Below are 20,920 nucleotides of genomic sequence, written 5' to 3'. Positions count from 1 at the left end.
GTATTATGAATCGAAAAACAAGTAGTAGCTCTATGGCATCAAAGGCTTCTAAGGCGCTGACCAACAACAATACTTCAAAAATTCAAAAATCACTTGCGGCTAGTGTGCTTTCACAGCGTTCTGCATCAAAGCAAACCGGAGCCGCTATGGAGGATATCGCATCTCGCGTACTGCAAAGCAATAAATACTCGGATGAGACAAAAAGTTTTGCAGCCAGTGTCCTCTCTCAGTCAAATGTGGAACGGTAAGGTGTTCTCATAAACCATGTATAAGGGGCGCAATTTCGAGTAAAACGAGATTGCGCCCCTTGTTTTTCTATATTTATTGCTGCTTTATAGCGCTTTTGCCATTCGCAACAACGTCAGTGGCACATACCATGCCGCCACGATTAGCCGCCAGATCAAAACAAAGCCGCCGATCACGCCGCCGATAATGAAGTTCAGTGCGAACAGGGCGATCCCTCCACCCAGGGAGCCGCTATCTGGTATGATCCAGAGGCACATCCGATGGAGGCCGAAGGGCAGGCCGCAGAGTATCCAGAGCCATACATAGTCCAGCTCGCCGCCATTCATGCAGGCGGATTTGAAAATACAGTATAACAGCAGGGCCGCCGCCACGGGCAGTACACTCTTGATAAAAAATGTTTTGACAGATTCACTTCTCGTCATAAGGGAAAACCTCCTTCCATGCCTCCATTATACAAAACAGTTCGGGCAGCGCCCAGGGCGTACAGAAAATCATTTGCAAACAATCTGCGAACAGAGCCGGATTCATTCAAGTTCATGCCGCCTCTGCTGCTCCTGTTCCTTCGGGACGGAAAGAAGGGCGTCCACATTCTGCTTGATTGTCTCATACTCCTGGACCTCGCTTCTGGCGGTTCGGTATTCGGCAAGAAGCGAGTCCTTCCTTTCAGTGAGTGCGGACAGTTCCTTTTCCATGCGCTCTGCAGAGGGCACCGGAACGGCGCCCAGCTTCTTTAGCTCCCTGGCGGCGGCCTCAAACAAGATGATCTCGCTCTCATGGCCCCGGAGGAATTTTTCTTTGTCCCTGGACTGGCGGTAGCGGTCATAGACCGGCCGGAGCTGGCGGTAGGTGGCGGCGTGCTTCATCACAAGGGACAGATCCGCTATCCGGCGTTCTGTGTCCTTGATGGAGGTATGAGCGGTATCCCTCCGCTCCGTCAGGCTGGTCAGTCTGCCTTCCAGTTCTCCATAGCTGTCAATGCCGTGCTCCGTCAGGAAGTTCATGGTCCTGGCGGCCTGTTTCAGATTGTTCAGCTTCGCCCAATGCGCGAACCCGGCGCTTTGCTGTGCCTTGATGTTGTTCTGAATGTCAATGAGCAGGCTGATCCTTCCGTCACGCTGCTTCGGCTGCCTGGAAGGTCTGGAGCGTCCGGCAATCCGGGCGGTGATGGCTTCCTCCGTGTAGTCGATACCCAGGGTTTTCATTCGGGTAAACCGTTCTTGATCCGAAGCGCGGCAGGACACATATTTTCCTCGTTTTATCTCATAGCCCTCTTGCTGCAGGAGGCGGAGCAAATCTTCAAAATCTGCGGAGGCAGATATGAGCCGGTCAATGGTCGCTTTCAGCTTCGCCTTGTAGCTGGTTCCGGCCTGGGTCGCTGTATGCTCAATATAGCTCTTGCCTTTGTTCTGTCCGGGGACCACCACGGACAGACCGTGTTCCTTACAGAGTCGGTCGCTGGCGCGGCGTATCTCATGGTAGCTTCGCTTGTTGGAGTGGTAATGCCTGTGATCCGCAAAGCTGACCACATTGAAAATCATATGGTTATGGACGTGATCCTTGTCTATGTGGGTGGTCAGGACAAACTCGTACTTGCCTCCCAGGATTTCCTTTGCAAGCTGCATACCGATCTCATGCGCTTCCTCCGGCGAGACTTCACCGGGCTCAAAGGCTTGTATCAGGTGGCGGCCCAGGTTCGTCCCCTTGTCGATGGAGTGGCGGCAGGTCCAGGCAAATTCAATATCCGCTGTTTCAGCGGCGCAGCCATAGGAGGATACCAGCAGCTTCCCGTCCGTCTTTTCGGGATTGCAGATATAGTCAATGGCTGCCTTTAGCGTTGATTTGATAGGATGCGTCTTTGTAACTGCCATATCTGATCCAGCCTTTCCCGGATTTCCTCCATATCCGCTTGGTAGGCGGGGCCTCCGGCGTTGAGCCTCTTTGCAATCTGGTTGATATTCCGGCCGATGGCGGAGAGCTCCGAGGTAAACGCTTTGATCTCCGTGGTGTCGGTGAAGATGATATATCCGTCAATCGCCATCTTCCGAAGATAGGCGCCATAGCGTCTTGTGGGGAGCTGGGCCATCTTCTCGTCAATGAGGCGCTTTTCTTCCTCCGTGACATAAAACTTCATCTGGATATTCCGTTTTCGGTTCGCCATGCGCCGCCTCCGTTCTTCATAAGGGTTTGGGATTGTCCCAACAAGCATTTTTCATTTTCGAGCAAGGGACCTGAAAATCCGAAAAATCGCAAGCGGGTACTCGCTTGCTGTGCTTGCTATTGTTTCTTTTTTCGTACCTAAGTAATACCAAAACCTTCACTTTGGCAACCAAAAAACAAAGAAAAAACGCTACAAACTTTATCCGTTCATAGCGTCTTTCAATCCATATTCAGTTGTACCGGGAGCCTCATTCTTCATCACTCTTTCCATCGGCCTTCTCATCCAGCATGGCCTGTGCGGTGGCGGTGATGACTCTGATTTCCTTTTCATCCAGACCATCGAGCAGGGTATCAAGCTGCCGCCGGGCCGTGGTCTTGCCGTCCGCATGATCTTCAAATAGGAACTGATCCACCGAGATATGATAGCGGGAAACAAGCTCAAAGAAAATCTGGAGGCTTGGATGCTGTCCCTTATTCTCAATATTGGCAAGATAACGAGGCGAGAGATACATTTCGTCGCCCACCTTGTTCCTGGACTCCTTGCGTCCGCTCCTTGCCGCTTTGATTGCGTCCCCGAAGGGCTGAAAGTTGTACTTTGGTACTGGCCTTTTTGCCATATTCATTCACCCAGTTACATTTTACTGTTCCTCTTTTTCCTTGAATATGTCTACACAGTTCTTATCATTAGCCAAAATAAAACATATTTATATGCACATCAAAATAATGAGACGATCAGTGCAATCGTAGCCACTCTGCTCGCAACTGTTTCATGTGTTTAGCAAGAATGGAAATTGTTAATATGATAGATCTGATTTATAGGCTAATTCGTGTAGCGGCGGGAGCATCGTTGAAGATGTTCCCGCCTGTTTTTGGTGTTCAGTCTTTCGCTACACTTTCTGCAGGGAAATGCTGCTACCCGGACGGACGTATTCCTATTGTTGAACTGCGCTCCTCCAAAAAAATTGAGAGAAATTTATTGACCGATTCGGTTATTTATGATACGCTATTTAATGATGACCGATTCGGTTATTCCGGGAGGTGAGACAGTGGAATTTTCAAAAGATGATTTAAGCGAAGCGAAAAGGCAGATTAACTCAATACTGCATAAGCTAAGAGAAACAATCAAGACTTTTGAAGCCAAGGACAACCAGGAAAAATACAAGTCGCAGATCACATTGGCAAAAAGAAGGGTAAAGGCATTTGAAATCGCAAATTGCCTCATCGAAAGCGAATTAAGAAGGAAAAACTAAAAGTTTATGGAGGTAAAGTATGCTGCGGCCCAAAGAAGTAGTCGGCAGATGGATAGATGCTTTTAATTCTGGCGATGTAGATGCAATCGTCAATCTCTACCATAACAACGCCATAAATCATCAAGTTGCAAATGCCCCAGTTGTCGGGATTGACGCTATTCGGGAAATGTTTATAAATGAGTTCAAAACCGCGAAAATGGTCTGTATTGTTGAAAACATCTTTGAAGATGGACAGTGGGCCATTTTGGAATGGAAAGACCCATTAGGACTGCGCGGGTGTGGATTTTTTCAAATCGTAAATGAAAAGATTCTATTTCAGCGTGGATATTGGGATAAACTTTCTTTCTTAAAACAGCATAATCTTCCTGTCCCGATGCTTAATGAGGGTAAACATGAAGTGGATTGATGAAGTTGGCATAAGGATCAAAAGAAACAATCAAGTTTTGTTTGCTAAATATTCGGAATATTTGCAGGATTTGATTGGCTTGTTCCAAAATCAAGATCACAAGGTCATTACTTTATGAGCGTTTGACTTTACCGCTGAATCGATTTCAAAACTTGAAGAAAAATATCCCGAAGAAATATGGCCACGGAATGCACTGATTGCGGCTCAGGAATGGTCAGCCGGGAAAATTAAGATGCGTTTGGCCTAGCGAAAGATTTTGGATTGCCATGCCTTTGCGAAAGAAATTGACTGTAAAGAAGATATTGCACATTGTCATGCGATAAGGCAAGCCTGCGCTGTTGTTCACACAGTCGGACACGCAATCGGGTATCCGATCTATGACCTTACCGCCATCATATATAGACTTGGAATAGCGCATTGCGCTGAGACAGTTGAAAAACGCAAACTGAAATATATCGAAAGACTATTTTACTGGAATGAGCATTTAAGCGACTGCAAATGCGAATGGGCAGATTTTATGCTCAAATAGGAACGAATTGTGAGGATAGCAGCTATATGGACCAAGGGAGAATTGTTATCATTACAGGCGCACCCGGAACCGGGAAAACCACTTTGGCATCAATGATTGCGAAAGAATCCGACCTGCTAAAATCGGTGCATTTACATACAGACGATTTTTATCACTATCTTTGTAAGGGAGCAATTCCTCCGTATCTACCAGGATCGGAGGAACAGAATTTGATCGTTATTGAAGCATTTCTTGAAACCGCAAAGCGTTTTGCCCGTGGCGGATATGATGTAATCGTAGATGGAATCGTTGGACCGTGGTTTTTAACACCTTGGGTCAAGGCCGCACAGGAAAGCTATGAAGTACATTATATTATATTGCGGGCGAGCAAATCAGAAACGATGAAACGGGCAATCGAGCGGACGAAGCTGGATAGAGAAACAAATACCGAATTAGTCGAGATTATGTGGGAACAGTTTAACCATTTAGGGCAATATGAGGCCAATGTAATCGATACTTCATGTTGTTCTGTTGAAGAAGCTGTTTTTACAATAAAGGACAACATTAAGAGTAAATCATATTTACTTTGGAGGCAATTATGATGGAAAAGTTTTTCGCTCTTTCAAAAGAAAAGCAGGACACCGTACGCAATGCGGCGCTGGTCTGCTTTTCGAAACATGGATATGAAAAAGCGTCGATCCATGATATTGCGGTAGCGGCAGGTATCTCAAAAGCATCTATCTTTCAGTATTTTGGGAACAAACAGGCCCTATATCAGTATTTGCTTGACTACTGCACAGGCCAAATGAAGCAAGCCTATGACGCAAACACATTGGAGGAAAACACGGATTTTTTTGACCGGGTATGGGAAGCCAGCGTGATGAAAGTGCAGAATTTGAAGAAGCATCCGCATATTGCATCGTTTATTGCAAGCGCGGCAGCGGAACAAGTACCGGAATTAAAAGATGCCATATTTTCTGCAACAAATGAAAAATTTGTGGAAACGCTGGTATTACATGAGGATGATTGTAGGAAATTCAAGCGCCCGGAGGATGCAAAACTGATGTTTCGGATGTTTATGATGCTTGCACAGGGTATGTCTGTTCAGTTGGAAAATGGGGCGGACTATGATGACATTATGAACGAATTTGGAAAAATCCTAAATATGCTGAAATACAATTTTTACAAGGAGGAATATCTGCGATGAACGAACCAGTAATCGTCTTAAATAAACTTACAAAAAGCTATGGAAAGCATCGAGGAATTGAAAATATCAGTTTCTCAGTCAAACAGGGAGAAATCTTCGGCTTTATCGGGCCAAACGGTGCTGGAAAATCCACCACGATCCGCACTTTGATGGGATTGCTGAAGCCCACCGGTGGCAGTGCCTCCATCTTTGGACTGGACTGCGCTCAAGACGCAACTGAAATCGCCAAGGATGTGGGTTATCTGCCCAGCGAGAACTGTTACTACAACGAACTGAAGGTCAGAGAAATGCTTCAGTACACGGCGGACCTGTACGGCATGGACTGTCGGGGGCGGATGACAGAACTGGCGGAACGGCTGAACTTGGACCTGACGAGGCGGATACGGGAGTTATCTCTTGGCAACAGGAAAAAGGTGGGCATCGTGTCAGCTCTTCTGCCCTCCCCCAAGCTGCTGATCATGGACGAGCCCACCAGCGGTCTTGACCCGCTGATCCAGCAGACATTCTATGAAATCCTGCGGGAGGAAAACAGACGGGGTGTGACCATCTTTCTGTCCTCCCATGTGCTCAGCGAGGTGCAGAGGCTGTGCGACCGAGTTGCCATCCTGCGGGAGGGAAGGCTAGTGGGTCTTCAATCCATGGAGGAGTTGCGGGAAAATGGGTACAAAAAAATCTCGCTGACGGCGAGGAAACCCGTTGAGAAAAACTTCTTTTCTATTCCCGGCGTGGCAAATCTGGAGCAGGCAGATGCCTCCGTCTCCTTTATGTTCAGCGGGAACACCATGACCATCATGGACAGGCTCCACCAGCTGGAGCTAGAGGATATTTTCATCGAGGAGCCCTCACTGGAAGAAATATTCCTCCACTACTATGAGTAGGGGGTGCTGATATGGTCGTCTTTGGATACGAATGGAAACGCAGCCGAAAATACATCTTTATTTGGGCTATTGCAGTTGCGGTCTGCGTCTTTGTGATGACGCCGGTCTATTATGAAATGATCGGTATGACGGACTCTCTGCCGGAGAACTTTGCGCAGGGCGGTTTTTTTGAGACCCTTGGTGTCTCCCTCGCCTTGCTGCAGGAACACCTTGGAATGTATGCCTTCCTGAACTCATTTTTTATGATCGCCGGCGGGATTTTCGGGATGCACTTTGGTTTGTCCATGTACGCAAAAGAGTGTACGGAAAATACCGCGGAATACCTGTTTTCCAAGCCCTGTGGACGCAAAACGATTTGCCGGGGAAAATCGCTGTGTGTGCTTTGCGGTGTATGTGTGGTGGGAGCCGCTTATTTTGCCGGGTCGTTCCTGACCCTTTCCCTGTTCAAGCCAGGATTTCCGCTGGGAGAGTTTTTCCTGTACGCGTGCTCCTTTTCCCTCGTTGCGCTGTTCTTCGGGGCATTTGGGCTGCTTTGGGGCAGTGTAGGGCCTAATAACCGTTCCCCCTTGTTGACAGCCGGACTGGTCATATTTTTGGAATATTGTGTTACCGCCTTTGCACAGACAGTAGATAATCGCATTCTTGCGTTTCTGTCTCCCTTTTCCTTTTTCAAGCCGACCCCGATCCATGAGCTGGGCTTTTACAGGATGGATTACCTGATCTGGCATCTGCTTCTGACGGGGGCCTTCCTTGCCCTGTCGTACAGGATGCTACTGAAGCGGGACATCAAATTTTCGGCGTAGGAGGGTGTGAAAATGAAAGCATTGATACAAAAGGAACTGCGCCTCACAAGGCGGTCTTTACTGATTTGGCTGGGATTTATTCTAATCCTGGGCGGATTTACCTATTTTGAATACCTCTCGATGAAGGACAGCCTTGCGGAGTTATCAGAAATGATGAACGCTTTCCCCAAAATTTTGATGGTCACATTTGGAATTGGAGAAAGGCTGGATACTACGCTGGGCTGGTATGGCTGTATTTATTATTGGGTCACGATCCTGACGTACAGCTATGCGGTTTATCTCGGTGTCTCCTGTGTGGGTAGAGAGAAGGCGCGCGGAACATCGGAATATTTGTTTACAAAGCCGGTAAGTCGCAGTCAAATCGTCATGGCAAAAACGACAGCCAGCGTAATCAATCTGCTTATTCTCTCACTGTTCAGCGGATTGATCGATTATTTTTCTTTCGTTCTGCCCTTGGGCGGACTGGAGCAAAAGGGCGCTATTGTTACGACCACGATTGGAATGTTCCTCACGGAAGTGGTATTGTTTGCCCTGGCCCTCCTGGTATCCAGTCTGGCCAGAACTTATAAAGGAGCTGTTCGACTGGGAGCAGGACTGCTGTTGGGCTTCTATGGGATTTACATTGTCGCTGGGTATTTGGAAATTCTATCTCTGTATTACTTAACCCCAATGAAATATTTCGATGTGTATGCGGTAGCAAGAGAAGGATTTAGTATTGCTTTCTTGTTGTTAGCGGCTGTCATTGTTATGATCTCAGTTGCCGTGGCAAGAAGGAGATGGATAGATGTAGAAATGTAAATTTAGTTTGAGCTTCGGGGTGGTGGTAAAAAATGATACACGATGCCTCAATAGGGAATTTTGAATGGCTATTATGTCCCTCTTGCAGTAGCAAGACGCGCATCAAAATGCGCTCGGATACAGAACTAAAAAACTTTCCTCTATTTTGTCCCAAATGTAAAAAGGAAACTTTGATCAATGTAAAAAATCTTAAAATTTCAGTTATTACGAAATGATAGGATATGTGGTAAGTGTAAAAAGGAAACTTTAATTAATGCAAAAAACTTTAAAATCTCAGTTATCAAAAGAGCCGGACGCATAGACGCAGAGCCGATAAACTTGTGAGTAATCGCAGTTTATCGGCTCTCTTTAATTTAGTGAAAATAAAGCCATTTACGAATGGCTTGAATAGTAAAGCCGCCGTTTCTTTTACCCTCTAAAAGAAATGACGACTAAATGCTGACAGATACGGCGGCTAATGGAGGTAGCCGTCATGAAATATCAAACCTCTCGACAACATTTGACGGAAATTTTCCTGTCAAAAAAAGTATAACTCCTCCATCGGGTTATTCCGGTCATAACTATGAACAAATAAATCATGTAAATACTCTTAATAATTCCTTTTCGCCCGTCTGCGTTTTGCAGGCGGGCGCTTTTTTCCGTTTATGTGGGCCTTCGCCATCCAGCGGAGCCTTTCATAAGAATTTTCTTCCCTTCGCGGTTGCCAAAATCGGGAACCTTGCATTACTGAGGCGAAAGGGAGGAAGTCACCACCCCGCACCTGCGGGCGCGAAGGGAGGTGAGAAAATGAAAGACTCCTATGAGCGGCGTATTCAGAATCAGTTTGGCGCTTTCTGTGTCAAGGTTTTGAAGAATGAGGCCCGGTATATCCAGCGTGAATATGCCAGCCTCCGGGACCAGGAAAAATCCCTGGGCGAGCTGACAGCTTCCGAGTTGGAGCAGACCGCCGTATGGGACAAGCATTTCATGGACGAGCATGTCTTTGATGTGCAGGGTCTCCCGGTCGTCGTGACCGGCGATCTTCTGGCCGACGCTCTGGCACAGCTGCCGGAGGGCAAGCGGGATGTGATCCTGCTGTCCTACTTCCTGGGTATGACGGACCGTGAGATCAGCGACAAGCTGAACATCGTCCATCAGACTGTATCGAAGCGGCGCCTTACTACGCTGAAAGAATTGCGCGAATATCTGATGAAGGAGGGATTTGAATGGCCGGACAAGTGAAACCTATCCCGGTGCCTGTGATCCTGGCAGCCATGGGCGACGAGGGCGCCCTTGCCGCCGTGGTCGCTCACTATCAGAAGTACATCCGGGCTCTTGCCACCAGGCCGCTGAAGGACGAATACGGGAATACATACCTGTATGTCGATGAAGATATGCGGCTCAGGCTGGAAACGAAGTTGATTCACAGCATCGTGACGGGCTTTAAGGTGTTGCCGGTCTAAAACCTTAGGGGCAAGTTTCTCTCCCTTTCCTTGCTCCAATGGTCCGGTAATGAAACGCCCTGCACCTTGACAAAGAAAGCCCGGCGGGAGGCCTCCGGCGCAGCATAAGGCAGACGGATACATTCCTGTCTGTGCCGAGCCATACGGCCGGTGCGCCATGCCCCTGTTGCAAGTCCGCAGGACGGGACCCCTACTAAACAGGCGAGCGATCAGAACCAGGCCGCAAAACAAGTGTGGTAGCTTGTGGGTGACGAAGCATGGGCAGGGTTAAAGATACTCGCGCATTGAACGCCCGCAAAGCATTGTGCGCCGCACCCATAAGCATGGGCCGGGGTGAAACTCCCGGGGAGCTGTGCCAGCAGCCATCCGTATTTGCCTATTCGGTTTTCATTTTGTATGTTACTGAAAGGGGAAAACTATGCAAGAAAAGAAGTTGCCTGAAGGCAATAATGAATATATAAATCAAAGTCCTCTGGAGGAAAGAACGACCTACCATATCGAAGGCAGGTCGTTTGTCGTACAGCCGGTATTCAAAAAGGAAAACGCAAATACGCTTGGAGCGATCCTTCTTCGTCTTATGCAGGCGGATTGTGAAAATAGCAGATAACCTATCAAACCCGGCTGACAAGGGATCGCTGGGCGCGGTATAATGTAAGCATGAAGCTATCATGCGAGAAAAAAGTTGTCCGGCTGTTCCCGGAAAGGAGGACTAATGAGACAGTCGAACAATAAAAAATCCCGTGACGTGACGGCCTTCCTCTATGAGAGGCTTTCCCGTGACGATAATCTGGAAGGTGAGAGTTACAGCATTGGCAACCAAAAGAAGCTCCTCACCAAAGTGGCAAAGGAGAAAGGCTATACCAACCTGGTGCATTTCCTGGATGATGGTATTTCAGGCGTCACGATGGACCGCCCCGGTTTTGTGGAGATGATCCGTCAGCTTGAAGAAGGACGCGCTGCTGCCGTGTTCGTAAAGGACCTTTCCCGTCTGGGCCGCAACTACATAGAGGTCGGACGATTGACCGAGGAATTTTTCCCGGAACATGACATCCGCCTGGTGGCGGTATCCGACAACATCGACACCGCCGAAGGTGAAAATGAGCTGGCTCCGATCCGCAATTTGTTCAACGAGTGGTACGCTCGCGATATCAGTAAGAAGCGGCGCATCAGCAACAAGATCAAGGGGAACGCTGGTGAGCCAATGGGACAACCTCCCTACGGGTACATTAAAGACCCCGACAATCCGAAGCGTTGGATCGTGGACGATGAAGCGGCCCGGGTGGTCAGACACATTTACGGCATGACCCTGGACGGGCTTGGGACGGAGCAGATCGCCGCCCAGCTTGAGCGGGAAGGTATCCTCACCCCGCGGGCCTATTGGCTCCAGAAGGGCATCAAGAGGCCCGGAAAAGGCAAGCAGCAGCCTCCGACGAAATGGAACAGCTCCACCATCACAAAGATACTGTCCCTGCAGGAGTATTGCGGCGATATCCTCAACTTCAAGACCTATTCCAAATCCTATAAGAACAAAAAGCGGATCGAGAATGACCGTGAAAACTGGGTCATTTTCAAGGATGTGCATGAGCCGATCATTGACCGCGCCGTGTGGGAGCAGGTCCAGCAGAAGCGAGGGAAGATACGCAAGCGCCGTACCAACGATGGGGAACGCAATATGTTTTCCGGTCTGCTGGTGTGTGCCGATTGCGGCAATAACCTCCACTTCCATTTCAACCAGGGCAACCCCGATATCAAGTATTTCAACTGTTCCAACTATAAGGGCAACCGGGGGACCTGTACCTCTACCCATTATGTCCGTGTGGACTTTCTGGAACAGGTGGTGCTTGGTGAGATCAAACGGCTGACGAGGTTTGCCAGCCACTATGAGGACGATTTCGTAAAAGCGGTGATGGGCAGCACCCAGGAAAGCGTAGAGCTTGACCGCAGGCTGAAACAAAAAGAGCTTGCGTCGCTGCAAGCCCGTGACGAAGAACTGGATGGATTGTTTGAGCGCATCTATGAGGACAATGTTTCCGGCAAGCTCAGCGACGACCGTTTTGCCAAAATGTCCCGCCGGTATGAACAGGAGCAGAAGGAGCTTGCTGAAAAGATCAAGGCGCTCCGTTCCGAAATGGACACGCTGGGTAGCAGGGCCATGACTTCTGATATGTTCATCTCCACCGTCCGCAAATACACACGGGCCAAGAAGCTGACGCTCAGGATGCTGAATGAGCTGATCGAGCGCATCGAGGTCCATCAGGCGGAGAAGATCGACGGCAAGTGGGAACAGAGGTTGACCATCCATTACAACTGTGTGGGAGCGATCTTCATTCCCGATGTGTTCCCTTTACCCGCCCCGCAGGTGTCCGTGAATACGAGAAAAGGCGTAGTCGTCAACTACGCCCCAGGTCAACTCGCTGTATGAAAAAGGCGGGTGTTCTTAGCAGCCTTTCAAATGCTGTAAGAACACTCGCCATGGTGCCGGTGACCGGACTCGAACCGGTACGCTGTCGCCAGCGGTGGATTTTGAGTCCACTACGTCTACCAATTCCATCACACCGGCTGGTATCTGATGCAGGGAATATTATACATGAAAGTCAGAGGATTTGCAAGAGAAAATTTTGCTCCTTCCACGGCCCTGCTCTCCTCTCTTAAAAGGAAAGCGATTTATTCTACGATCAGGCTTCCAGGAAGAACCCGCTCACTCCAGAAGAGTATGCCAGTGCACCGCCGCTCTGGCCCGGAAGCATAGCTCCAACTGTTCCCGAGTCGTCTTTTCCCAGTCCAGCGGAGGCATGGAATCAAGAGGGAACCAACCGCTGGCCGTCGTCTCCAGATTCTCCTGAAATGCTCCGCCCAACAGAGTACACAGGACAAAGGCGATGGTCACCTTCCAGGGATACACCGTGGTGTGATGCCGCTCCCCATCCAGAAGGGCAATCAGCCGGTCTGCCCTCACCTCCAGTCCTGCCTCCTCCCGCACCTCTTTCACGGTATTCTCCGCTACGGAGATATCCATGTCCACCCAGCCTCCGGGCAGAGCCCACCCCTTCGGCTCCTGAACGAGGAGAATCCTCTCCCCCTGAAAAACAGCGGCCCGGGTGGCTAGCTTCGGGGTCTGATACCCAGTTTCACAACAGAACAGGTCCTTTACCTTTTCCAGCGGCATATCTCCTTGGAAGGCCAGTATCTCCGCGGCGATCTCCCGGATACGGGCATACCTCTCCCGGTCGAATTTGTCCTTGCCATAATACAACCCGGCCTGCGCCAAGCTCTGGAGCTCCACCGCCCAGTCCAGCCATAGCTTTTTTCTGTCCACGGTGCTTCTCCTCCTAAGTCATGCCCTTTTCAGTTCCATATACAGGATGGGATAAGGCCTCCCCTGATCGTCGGTGTCCGTCCGGTGGCAGACGGAAAAGCCCATGTGCTCATAAAATCCTTTGGCTCCCCTATTCTGCTCGTTGACGTTTACCTTGCTGGCACCGAAATTCTTGACGGCGTAGTCCATCATGGACCGACCCAAACCATTGCCCCGCACCGCGGGGTCCAGGAAAAGCATCTCGATCATCTCTCCCTCCACGCCCAGAAAGCCCACGGGACGGTCCTGCTCGTTAAAGGCCACCGCCAGCTTCCCAATCCCGCCAATGGCCTGGGGCACATACTCCTTGATGCGCTCCACGTCTCCGGGCATCAGGAAGTTGTGGGTAGCTCGGACAGAATCCTCCCACACTTGGGTGAGGACACCGATCAGCTCCGGCATCCTGTTCTCAATGGTCTGGATCTTCATGGTCTTGTTCCTCCTGATGGAAATAATAATATACCGCTTGAGCGGTGTTCCTGGGCACCACCTCCCGGAGTTGCTCCAGAGAGGCTCCTCTGATCGCTTTGATGGTCTTAAAGTGTTTGAGGAGTTGGGTGCGGCGCGCCTCGCCCACACTGGGGATCTGATCCAGCACTGAGGTCTTCATGTGCCCCGACTGGAGCTGACGGTGGTATTCGATGGCGAAACGGTGGGTCTCCTCCTGGATCTGGCCGATCAGGGCGAACACCGCGGGGATAGACTGGATGCCGATTTCCCGCCCATCCGGATGGACCAGGGCACGGGTACGGTGCCGGTCGTCCTTTACCATACCGAAGGCGGGGATCTCCAGCCTCATTGACTCCAGCACCCGCTGGGCCACCTTTACATGCTCATGACCGCCGTCAATAAGCAGCAGGTCGGGACGGTCGGCAAACTTCTCATCCCCCTCTAGATAGCGGCGGAATCGCCGGGTAAGCACTTGCTCCATGGAGGCGTAGTCATCCGGCCCGGTCATGTCCTTCAGCTTGAAGCGCCTGTAATCCCGCTTGAGGGGCCTGCCGTCCGCATATACCACCATGGAGGCCACAATGTCGCTGGCTCCCTGATTGGAGATATCGTAGGACTCCATCCGCCGGGGCGGCTGTTCCAGCCCCAGCATCTTCCCCAGCGCCTCCAGCAGCTTGTTCTGCCGCTCCTCCCGTGTGGTGGCCCGTTCCACCTCCTCCTGGGCATTTTGGTTGGCCAAGCGGATCAGGTCCATCTTGGCCCCCCGCTGGGGGGTGACAAGTTCCACTTTCCGCTCCACCTGCTCGGACAGCAGGCGGGTCAATGGTACCTGGTCCACCAGTTCACAAGGGAGCAGTATCTGCCGGGGCAGACGGTTACGGCCCACATAGTATTCCCGGACCAGAGAGGATAGGACGCTCTCCTCATCCTCTTCCATCGGGGTTTCCAGCAGATCAAAGTCTTTGGCGGCCAGCTCCCCCTCCATGTAGTGGAGGACCACGAAACAGCTCTTGGCCTCCCCTCGGAAAAAACCGGCCACATCAGTATCCGCCAAGGAGCCGGCCACTACCTTCTGCCGTTTTCCAAGCAGCTCGATGGCTCTCAGTCGGTCCCGCAGCTGGGCTGCCTGTTCAAAGCGCAGTTCTTCTGCCGCCCGCTCCATCTCTGTGGTCAGATCTGCCTGTACTTCCTTGAACCGCCCCTCCAGCAGGGACACGGCCTGGGACACCGCCTGGTCATGCTGGGCCTTCAACTCATCCCCCCGGCAGTAGCCGTCACACTTGCCCATATGAAAGTTGAGGCAGGGCCGCTCCTTACCGATATCCCTGGGAAACTTCTTCCGGCAGGAGGGCAGGCGCAGGGCGGTACGCAGGGCGTCGATAATCGCTTGGGTGCTGTGGCGGCTGGCGTAGGGCCCAAAGTACCTCGCTCCGTCCTCCGCCGGTCGGGCCGCCAGGGAAAAGCGGGGATACGCCTCATTAGACAGGCGGATATAGGGATAGCCTTTATCGTCCTTCAGCAGAATATTGTACCTGGGCTGGTGCCGCTTGATGAGAGAGCACTCCAGGACCAGGGCCTCAAACTCGCTGTCAGCCACAATGACGTCAAAGTGGTCGATCTGGGATACCATGGCCCTAGTCTTTTCCGTATGGGAGGCCAGATTCGCAAAGTACTGGCTCACCCGGTTTTTCAGCGCCTTCGCCTTACCTACATAGATGACAGTATTCTTTGCGTCCTGCATGATATACACGCCGGGCTTCAGCGGCAGGCTATGGGCTTTTTCTTTCAGTTCCTCAAAGGTCATGGCGCGCTCCCTCCTTTTGGGGAAATATCAAAAAAGGCACCGCCAAGCGGTGCCTTTTCATGGGAAATGCCTTACTCAGAAAAATCGGAGGAGATCATCTTGTAGAGTGCTTCGACCGCTTCCTTCTCATCTGGCCCGTCCGCGATCAGTTTAATTGGAGTACCCTTGACGATGCCCAAGGACAAAACGCCCAGCAGGCTCTTGGCATTGACCTTGCGCTCCTCCTTCTCCACCCAGATAGAGCTCTTGAACTCATTGGCCTTCTGGATAAAGAAAGTGGCGGGTCTGGCGTGCAGACCGACCTGATTGTTCACGACTGCTTCCTGACTATACATGGCTGTACCTCCGCACTGGTCGTTTTATATGGTCTAAGCATACCAGATTTATCCCGTTCTCGTCAATGACATTTTTCACAAATCTAACTCTTTCCTTACAGGAAAAATTCCTGTAACCAACGGGATTTTCTAGAAATCTTTTCCAAGAGGGATGATCCGTCAAATTCTTGTCGGAAAATTGGCCTGTTCTTCCCCCACAAACTCAAAACGCTTTCCGTCTCACCCGTTCTAACCCCATCCCGCTGGGCGAAGAGCCTTCCTTTGAGGGGTGCCCCGCTACTTCAGCTCAACCACTGTGACGCCGTCCTCGCCCTCGCCGTAGCGGCCCGGACGGAAGGACTTAACATACCGGCTACGCCTGCAATATGTCCGCACCGCGTTCCGCACCGCCCCTGTGCCTTTGCCATGGATAATGGTCACCGTTTCCAGCTTGCCCATCATGGCGGTGTCCAGGAATCGCTCCAGCGCAGCGATGGCCTCGTCGGTCATCATACCGCGCAAATCCACCTGGGAGGGGACGGCAGCGGTACGCAGGGTATGCTCCGCCCGGGCGACAATGCGCCGGGCCTCCTTCTGGGACTGGCTCTCCCCCTCCACTACCCGGACCTCGTCCTGCTTCGCGGAGATCTTTAAAATGCCGGCCTGAAGCTGAAGGGAGCCGTCTTTATTGACCGACAGGACCGTAGCCTTAGTCCCCATGGACACCAGCTCCACAGTGTCCCCAGCCACGGCAGGACGGGTTGGCGGCGGGGTCTCCACCTCCTGGGCCGGACCGCCAATGCCCCGCTCCGCCTCGTTGAGCAGGCGGCGGGCCTCCGCCCGGCTGTCATTGACCTGCTGCCAGTCCAGGTCCCTCCGCTTCTGGAGCTCCTTCAGTTCTGATATGGCCAGGTCGCTGGCGTCCCTGGCCTCCTGAATGATGGCACGGGCCTCGGCCTGGGCCTTCTCCACCACCTTGGCCCGCTCCGCCTCCAGCTTTTCCCGGTACTCACGGGCCTTACTGGCCGACTGCTCCATCTCCAGCTTCAGCCGGCGGGCCTCTGTCCGTTCTCTCTCCATCTCCTGGCGCTGCTGGTCCAGACGGGTGAGCACATCCTCGAAACGGACATTTTCCGCATCCAGGCGGGCGGCTGCCTTTTCGATGATATACTCGGGCAGGCCCAGCCGGCGTGAGATGGCAAAGGCGTTGGACTTTCCGGGAATACCCAGTACTAGGCGGTAGGTGGGGGCCAAGGTCTCCACATTAAATTCGCAGGAGGCATTCTCCACCCCCGGAGTGGTCATGGCGTATACCTTCAGCTCGGCATAGTGGGTCGTGGCCGCCACCTGGGCTCCCAGTCCCCTGGCGGACTCGATGATAGCAGCGGCCAGGGCAGCTCCCTCTACCGGGTCGGTCCCCGCTCCCAGCTCGTCAAAGAGAATCAGGCTCTCGTCATCCGCCTCCTCCAAGATGCCCACGATATTCACCATGTGGGAGGAGAAGGTGGACAGGGACTGGGCGATGGACTGCTCATCCCCGATATCGGCCAGCACACGGGAGACGACCCGCACAGTAGAGTCATCTTTTGCCGGGATATGGAGGCCGCACTGGGCCATCAGGGTGATCAGGCCCAGGGTCTTCAGGGTAACCGTCTTTCCTCCGGTGTTTGGGCCGGTGATAACCAGGGTATCAAATCGCTCCCCCAATTCCAGGTCGTTGGCCACCGCCTTCTTCTGGTCCAGGAGGGGGTGCCTTGCTCCCCGCAGGCGCAAATACTTGTCAGACAGCCTGGGTTCAGTACACTCCAGCTTTAGGGACAGCTTGGCCCGGGCGAAGATGGTATCCAGCCACACCAACAGCTGGTAGTCCTCTAGGATGTCTTCCTTGTGGGTGGCGCACTGGGCGGATAATTCGGCCAGGATGCGCTCGATCTCTTTTTTCTCCTTGGCCAATAACTCTCGCAGCTCATTATTGGCCTTGACAACCCCCATGGGCTCGATGAAAAAGGTAGAGCCGGAGGAAGATACATCGTGGACCAGGCCTCGGATAGCGTTTTTATGCTCCGACTTCACCGGCACCACATACCGATCTGAGCGTATGGTGATGATAGCCTCCTGAAGGTACTTGGACTGGTTGGAGGAGATCAGCTTCTGCAGGATGTCCCGGACCTTGGACTCCGTGGCCCGCATATGCCGGCGGATGGAGGTCAACTCCGGACTGGCGGAGTCCGCCAGTTCATCCTCCCCTACAATGGAGTTGGTAATAGTATCCTCCAAAAAGCGGTTTGGGGTCAAGGCGTGGAACAGGTGAGAGATGGGGGACTTCTCCTCCCCAGCTCCATACTCACCGGCGGTGCGGGCGGCCCGCAGGACGGCGGCTACCTCCAACAGCTCCCGTGTATTCAGGCTGCCCCCCATATCCGCCCGCTGGAGGCTGGCCGCCACCGGACGGATCCCGGCAAACCCTGGGGTGCCCCGGAGGATCAGCAGCTTCACAGCGGCAGAGGTCTCCTCCTGGGCCCGGCGCACATCCTCTATATCGGTCATAGGACGCAGGGCGAGGGCTCGCTCCCGCCCCTCGTCGGTGACGGCGCAACCGGCCAGCATTTCCAGCACCCTGGGCAGCTCTAGGGTTTGGATGGATTTTTCAAACAGTTCGTTCATATCAAAACTCCTGACAACGGATGTATCTTTTTCTTTATTTTCTCATAAAGACGGACATTTGGCAAGGGAGAGAGGATTCTCTGTGGGAAAATGCCTTCCCTTCTTCTTATATTTTACCCAGATTTGACCTGTCAGCGGTGGAACTTTACAGACCTACCGCGTATGATGGTATCAGAAAGGAACCAAAAAGCTCCGGGGAGCGGGCTGTGACCGGCGCGGCATGGACCTGTCCTCCCCGTTCTCAATATGGCTGACTAAGAATCTTTTCTTCTTTTCATTTCTATCCTCCAACAGGTTTGGGCGCCAGCATAAGCTGACGCCCAAATCTTTTCTTTCAGCAACCAGGCGCTTTCTTCCATCCCAGGCGGGTACCCACCTGATCTCAGCGGCGGGCAGGCAGAGGGGTGTCATCCTTGAGCCGCCCTAGAGGGCGGTAAACTGTGCAATACATAGTGACAAAGCAGGCCAAACCGCCAACGAGCTGGGACACCGCCTCGGCGATAAATACACCGTTTGTCCCAATCCAGATGGGCAGGATGACCGTCAGCGGGGCATTGATGATGGCCTTACGCAGCAGAGAGAAGAATACAGCCTGCTTGGAGCGGCCCAGTGCCACAAAGACGGCCTGCCCCGCAGACTGGAGGGACATGGGGATAAAGAGGGCAAAATAGATGCGGAGGGCGGGGATACCGGCCTGAATTACCTCCGGCTCATCGTTAAATATCTGGATCATCAAGCCTGGGAAGGCCATGGCCAGTGCCCAAAAGGCGGCGGCATAGGCCACAGTCAGTCCGCAGCCAAAGCGGATGGACTGGCGGACTCTGCCATACTTACCCGCCCCGTAATTGTACCCCATCACTGGCTGGGAGCCGTTGGTCAGCCCGTGGACCGGCATGAAAAAGACCTCCCGGACCGAGTTGATAATGGTCATGATGCCCACATACAGATCGCCGCCGTAGAACTGGAGGGTGGCGTTGCACACCACCTGGACCAGGCTGTTGGTCATATTCATGCAGAAGCCGGACAGCCCCAGAGCGATGATGCGCCTGACCCGCTTTCCCTGTAACGGAAGACAGCGCCGGCGCAGCTTGAGAATAGATCGGCGGCCGGTCAGAAATTGGAGCACCCATACCGCGGATACACCCTGAGCGATCACGGTGGCCAGGGCCGCTCCCTTCACCCCCATATCCATCAGGAAAATAAAGATGGGGTCTAACACGATATTGATGACCGCGCCGATGACCACGGTAAACATCCCAGTTTTTCCAAACCCCTGGGCATTGATAAAGGGATTCATTCCCAGACCGATCATAACAAACAGGGTGCCGCAAAGGTAGATGGTCATATAGTCGTCAGCGTAGGGAAATGTATCGTCGCTGGCACCAAATAGATAGAGGATGGGCCGCTTCAGCACCAGGAAAAATGCCGTAGCCGCCGCGCCAAGAAGCAGAAGAAGCGTAAAGGAATTTCCCATCACATTCTCCGCTTCTTCCTCATCTCCTTTTCCCCGATAGATGGAACACAGCGGACCGCCTCCGGTACCGCAGAGATTGGCCAGCCCCATGATGATAGACACGATGGGGATAGTAACTCCCAGCCCGGTGAGCGCCAGGTGGCTGCTGCCGGGCAGGCGGCCTAGATAGATGCGGTCCACTACGCTGTACAGTACATTCACCAGTTGAGCCGCCGTCATAGGCAGTGCCAGGGACAGGATATTGCGGGGGATGCTCCCCTGAGAAAAGTCGTTTTTTACCTGGGCCAAGTTTGCTTCCTCCTCTCTCTGCCCATGGTCTCTGAAACAAAATCCGCCGACAACGGCGCTGTCGGCGGTTCGGGACAGGTCTGATATCAGTGTCGAGTTTAACACAAGTTTCTTAAAAATGGAAGATGGATCCCTTACCCCACAGAAGGTGCAGGCCATTTTCCCGGATTCATAGTGTCGGGAGTCCCCTTCTCCATAATTGTTTGGTACAACTCTATTTTGTGATCCATATACTGCAACCGCCTCTTGGCCTCCTCCAACTGGGCACGCACTTTTTCCCGCTGGGTCCTGATAATATCACAGCGCTTCGGAATGGTGGAGTCTCCCTCCAGGCATAGTTCCACATATTCTTTGATCGAATCTAGTGACATCCCGCTGTCCCTGAGATATTTTACTCCTGTCAGCCAATTCAAAGCCTCTCCGTCAAACAGCCGTCGGCACGCTTTGAACGTTCTACCGTCATATGGCCCGTTATACCAAGACCTACTTCCCACTTGGTCAGCTCCTTCTGTACCTGGAACCAGGCTGGCGTAATCTGTCCTTCCACGGTTGAGAGGCGCTCTTGGGCTGTCTTGTTTTTTAAGTAGCGTGCTCCCAGCCCCTTTTGCCTCAGTAGAAGTTTTCCTGAGCATACTTATATAGTTCCTCCCGGAAGTCAGGGTGAGCAATAGCGGCCATGGCAGCGGCTCTCTCGCCTAAAGACAGGCCATGCAGATGGGCCACGCCGTACTCAGTAGCCACACACTCAACCATGGTGCGGGGGACAGATATGGTGCTGCCCCCCGGAATGGTGGGAACAATGTTGGATCTCAGATTGCCCTCCTTGTCCCTCCTGGAGGAATTGATGCAGATATAGCCCCGGCCGCCCCTGGAGCG

Annotated in this window: 28 protein-coding genes, 1 tRNA gene and 1 pseudogene; 17 read left to right on the top strand and 13 right to left on the bottom strand. The window is 52.3% G+C overall.

The features are described from left to right. The first annotated feature begins 5 nt into the window (after positions 1-5). On the top strand, positions 6-248 hold the full coding sequence (locus ACEVJK_RS13775) for a hypothetical protein (protein WP_374740823.1): 243 nt from the start codon (positions 6-8) through the stop codon (positions 246-248). 84 nt (positions 249-332) lie between these two features. Here the strand turns inward: ACEVJK_RS13775 and ACEVJK_RS13770 are convergent, their stop codons facing one another. The 4 genes from ACEVJK_RS13770 to ACEVJK_RS13755 form a co-directional block, all read right to left on the bottom strand. Beyond that, positions 333-668 carry a DUF6050 family protein gene (locus tag ACEVJK_RS13770; RefSeq protein ID WP_374740822.1) on the bottom strand — a complete coding sequence of 112 codons (336 nt, stop codon included), beginning with the start codon at positions 666-668 and terminating at the stop codon, positions 333-335. A gap of 102 nt (positions 669-770) precedes the next feature. Further along, on the bottom strand, positions 771-2,114 hold the full coding sequence (locus ACEVJK_RS13765; protein WP_374740821.1) for a relaxase/mobilization nuclease domain-containing protein: 1,344 nt from the start codon (positions 2,112-2,114) through the stop codon (positions 771-773). After that, positions 2,075-2,404, bottom strand: a complete 330-nt coding sequence (gene mobC / locus ACEVJK_RS13760; RefSeq protein ID WP_374740820.1) for a plasmid mobilization relaxosome protein MobC — start codon at positions 2,402-2,404, stop codon at positions 2,075-2,077. Before mobC ends, ACEVJK_RS13765 begins: the two co-directional genes overlap by 40 nt. 247 nt (positions 2,405-2,651) lie before the next feature. Beyond that, positions 2,652-3,020, bottom strand: a complete 369-nt coding sequence (locus ACEVJK_RS13755; RefSeq protein WP_374740819.1) for a transcriptional regulator — start codon at positions 3,018-3,020, stop codon at positions 2,652-2,654. 182 nt (positions 3,021-3,202) lie between these two features. On the opposite strand from ACEVJK_RS13755, the gene ACEVJK_RS13750 reads away from it, so the two are divergent. The 16 genes and pseudogenes from ACEVJK_RS13750 (at position 3,203) to ACEVJK_RS13675 (ending at position 12,117) form a co-directional block, all read left to right on the top strand. Then, entirely contained in the window at positions 3,203-3,445 is a 243-nt protein-coding gene (locus ACEVJK_RS13750; protein WP_374740818.1) for a hypothetical protein, read from the top strand. Positions 3,446-3,449: 4 nt separating this feature from the next. Next, positions 3,450-3,653: a hypothetical protein gene (locus tag ACEVJK_RS13745; RefSeq protein WP_374740817.1), complete on the top strand. Its 204-nt coding sequence runs from the start codon at positions 3,450-3,452 to the stop codon at positions 3,651-3,653. A gap of 22 nt (positions 3,654-3,675) precedes the next feature. Beyond that, positions 3,676-4,059 carry a nuclear transport factor 2 family protein gene (locus tag ACEVJK_RS13740; RefSeq protein ID WP_329809269.1) on the top strand — a complete coding sequence of 128 codons (384 nt, stop codon included), beginning with the start codon at positions 3,676-3,678 and terminating at the stop codon, positions 4,057-4,059. Further along, positions 4,046-4,177 carry a hypothetical protein gene (locus tag ACEVJK_RS13735; protein ID WP_374740816.1) on the top strand — a complete coding sequence of 44 codons (132 nt, stop codon included), beginning with the start codon at positions 4,046-4,048 and terminating at the stop codon, positions 4,175-4,177. Before ACEVJK_RS13740 ends, ACEVJK_RS13735 begins: the two co-directional genes overlap by 14 nt. A gap of 12 nt (positions 4,178-4,189) precedes the next feature. Beyond that, positions 4,190-4,588 (top strand): annotated as a pseudogene (locus ACEVJK_RS13730) (putative immunity protein); the annotation flags it as partial. Between the two features lie 26 nt (positions 4,589-4,614). Continuing rightward, positions 4,615-5,169 carry an AAA family ATPase gene (locus ACEVJK_RS13725; protein ID WP_374740815.1) on the top strand — a complete coding sequence of 185 codons (555 nt, stop codon included), beginning with the start codon at positions 4,615-4,617 and terminating at the stop codon, positions 5,167-5,169. Beyond that, positions 5,166-5,774, top strand: coding sequence for a TetR/AcrR family transcriptional regulator (locus ACEVJK_RS13720; RefSeq protein ID WP_374740814.1), 609 nt, complete (start codon positions 5,166-5,168; stop codon positions 5,772-5,774). Before ACEVJK_RS13725 ends, ACEVJK_RS13720 begins: the two co-directional genes overlap by 4 nt. Beyond that, a complete protein-coding gene (locus ACEVJK_RS13715; protein ID WP_374740813.1) occupies positions 5,771-6,652 on the top strand; it encodes an ATP-binding cassette domain-containing protein in 882 nt (293 codons plus the stop codon). Before ACEVJK_RS13720 ends, ACEVJK_RS13715 begins: the two co-directional genes overlap by 4 nt. Before the next feature lie 11 nt (positions 6,653-6,663). Beyond that, a complete protein-coding gene (locus ACEVJK_RS13710) occupies positions 6,664-7,455 on the top strand; it encodes an ABC transporter permease subunit (RefSeq protein WP_374740812.1) in 792 nt (263 codons plus the stop codon). A 12-nt stretch (positions 7,456-7,467) separates the two neighbouring features. Beyond that, entirely contained in the window at positions 7,468-8,253 is a 786-nt protein-coding gene (locus tag ACEVJK_RS13705; protein WP_374740811.1) for an ABC transporter permease subunit, read from the top strand. A 32-nt stretch (positions 8,254-8,285) separates the two neighbouring features. Then, entirely contained in the window at positions 8,286-8,468 is a 183-nt protein-coding gene (locus tag ACEVJK_RS13700) for a cysteine-rich KTR domain-containing protein (protein ID WP_374740810.1), read from the top strand. Further along, entirely contained in the window at positions 8,440-8,577 is a 138-nt protein-coding gene (locus tag ACEVJK_RS13695) for a cysteine-rich KTR domain-containing protein (protein ID WP_329809204.1), read from the top strand. Before ACEVJK_RS13700 ends, ACEVJK_RS13695 begins: the two co-directional genes overlap by 29 nt. Before the next feature lie 462 nt (positions 8,578-9,039). Further along, positions 9,040-9,474 (top strand): sigma-70 family RNA polymerase sigma factor, encoded by a 435-nt coding sequence (locus ACEVJK_RS13690; protein WP_374740809.1) that lies wholly within the window; start codon positions 9,040-9,042, stop codon positions 9,472-9,474. After that, a complete protein-coding gene (locus ACEVJK_RS13685) occupies positions 9,459-9,695 on the top strand; it encodes a helix-turn-helix domain-containing protein (RefSeq protein WP_374740808.1) in 237 nt (78 codons plus the stop codon). Before ACEVJK_RS13690 ends, ACEVJK_RS13685 begins: the two co-directional genes overlap by 16 nt. 418 nt (positions 9,696-10,113) lie before the next feature. After that, entirely contained in the window at positions 10,114-10,302 is a 189-nt protein-coding gene (locus ACEVJK_RS13680) for a hypothetical protein (protein WP_374740807.1), read from the top strand. Positions 10,303-10,407: 105 nt separating this feature from the next. After that, positions 10,408-12,117 (top strand): recombinase family protein, encoded by a 1,710-nt coding sequence (locus ACEVJK_RS13675; RefSeq protein WP_374740806.1) that lies wholly within the window; start codon positions 10,408-10,410, stop codon positions 12,115-12,117. 51 nt (positions 12,118-12,168) lie between these two features. Here the strand turns inward: ACEVJK_RS13675 and ACEVJK_RS13670 are convergent. The 9 genes from ACEVJK_RS13670 to ACEVJK_RS13630 all read right to left on the bottom strand — a co-directional run. After that, positions 12,169-12,255, bottom strand: a tRNA-Leu gene (locus tag ACEVJK_RS13670). 138 nt (positions 12,256-12,393) lie between these two features. Next, entirely contained in the window at positions 12,394-13,011 is a 618-nt protein-coding gene (locus ACEVJK_RS13665) for an NUDIX hydrolase N-terminal domain-containing protein (protein ID WP_262670420.1), read from the bottom strand. A gap of 18 nt (positions 13,012-13,029) precedes the next feature. Next, positions 13,030-13,479: a GNAT family N-acetyltransferase gene (locus ACEVJK_RS13660; protein WP_374740805.1), complete on the bottom strand. Its 450-nt coding sequence runs from the start codon at positions 13,477-13,479 to the stop codon at positions 13,030-13,032. Continuing rightward, positions 13,460-15,304: an excinuclease ABC subunit UvrC gene (uvrC, locus tag ACEVJK_RS13655; RefSeq protein ID WP_147572007.1), complete on the bottom strand. Its 1,845-nt coding sequence runs from the start codon at positions 15,302-15,304 to the stop codon at positions 13,460-13,462. Before uvrC ends, ACEVJK_RS13660 begins: the two co-directional genes overlap by 20 nt. A gap of 71 nt (positions 15,305-15,375) precedes the next feature. Continuing rightward, entirely contained in the window at positions 15,376-15,639 is a 264-nt protein-coding gene (locus ACEVJK_RS13650; RefSeq protein WP_023347782.1) for an HPr family phosphocarrier protein, read from the bottom strand. A gap of 276 nt (positions 15,640-15,915) precedes the next feature. Then, complete coding sequence (locus ACEVJK_RS13645) at positions 15,916-18,282, bottom strand: endonuclease MutS2 (RefSeq protein ID WP_374740804.1); 2,367 nt, start codon at positions 18,280-18,282, stop codon at positions 15,916-15,918. Between the two features lie 382 nt (positions 18,283-18,664). Beyond that, positions 18,665-20,044, bottom strand: coding sequence for an MATE family efflux transporter (locus tag ACEVJK_RS13640; RefSeq protein ID WP_147572009.1), 1,380 nt, complete (start codon positions 20,042-20,044; stop codon positions 18,665-18,667). A 134-nt stretch (positions 20,045-20,178) separates the two neighbouring features. Further along, complete coding sequence (locus ACEVJK_RS13635; RefSeq protein WP_374740803.1) at positions 20,179-20,676, bottom strand: MerR family transcriptional regulator; 498 nt, start codon at positions 20,674-20,676, stop codon at positions 20,179-20,181. Next, positions 20,654-20,920 (bottom strand): acetyl-CoA hydrolase/transferase C-terminal domain-containing protein (locus ACEVJK_RS13630; RefSeq protein ID WP_374740802.1); only part of this gene is annotated, 267 nt, incomplete at its 5' end. The genes ACEVJK_RS13635 and ACEVJK_RS13630, both read right to left, overlap by 23 nt.

Origin of the sequence: Flintibacter sp. P01028 (assembly GCF_041925235.1) — a bacterium.
Lineage (GTDB): Bacteria > Bacillota > Clostridia > Oscillospirales > Oscillospiraceae > Lawsonibacter > Lawsonibacter aceti.
Note: the sequence above shows the minus strand (reverse complement) of the source record. Positions and strands in the feature narration are given on the sequence as shown.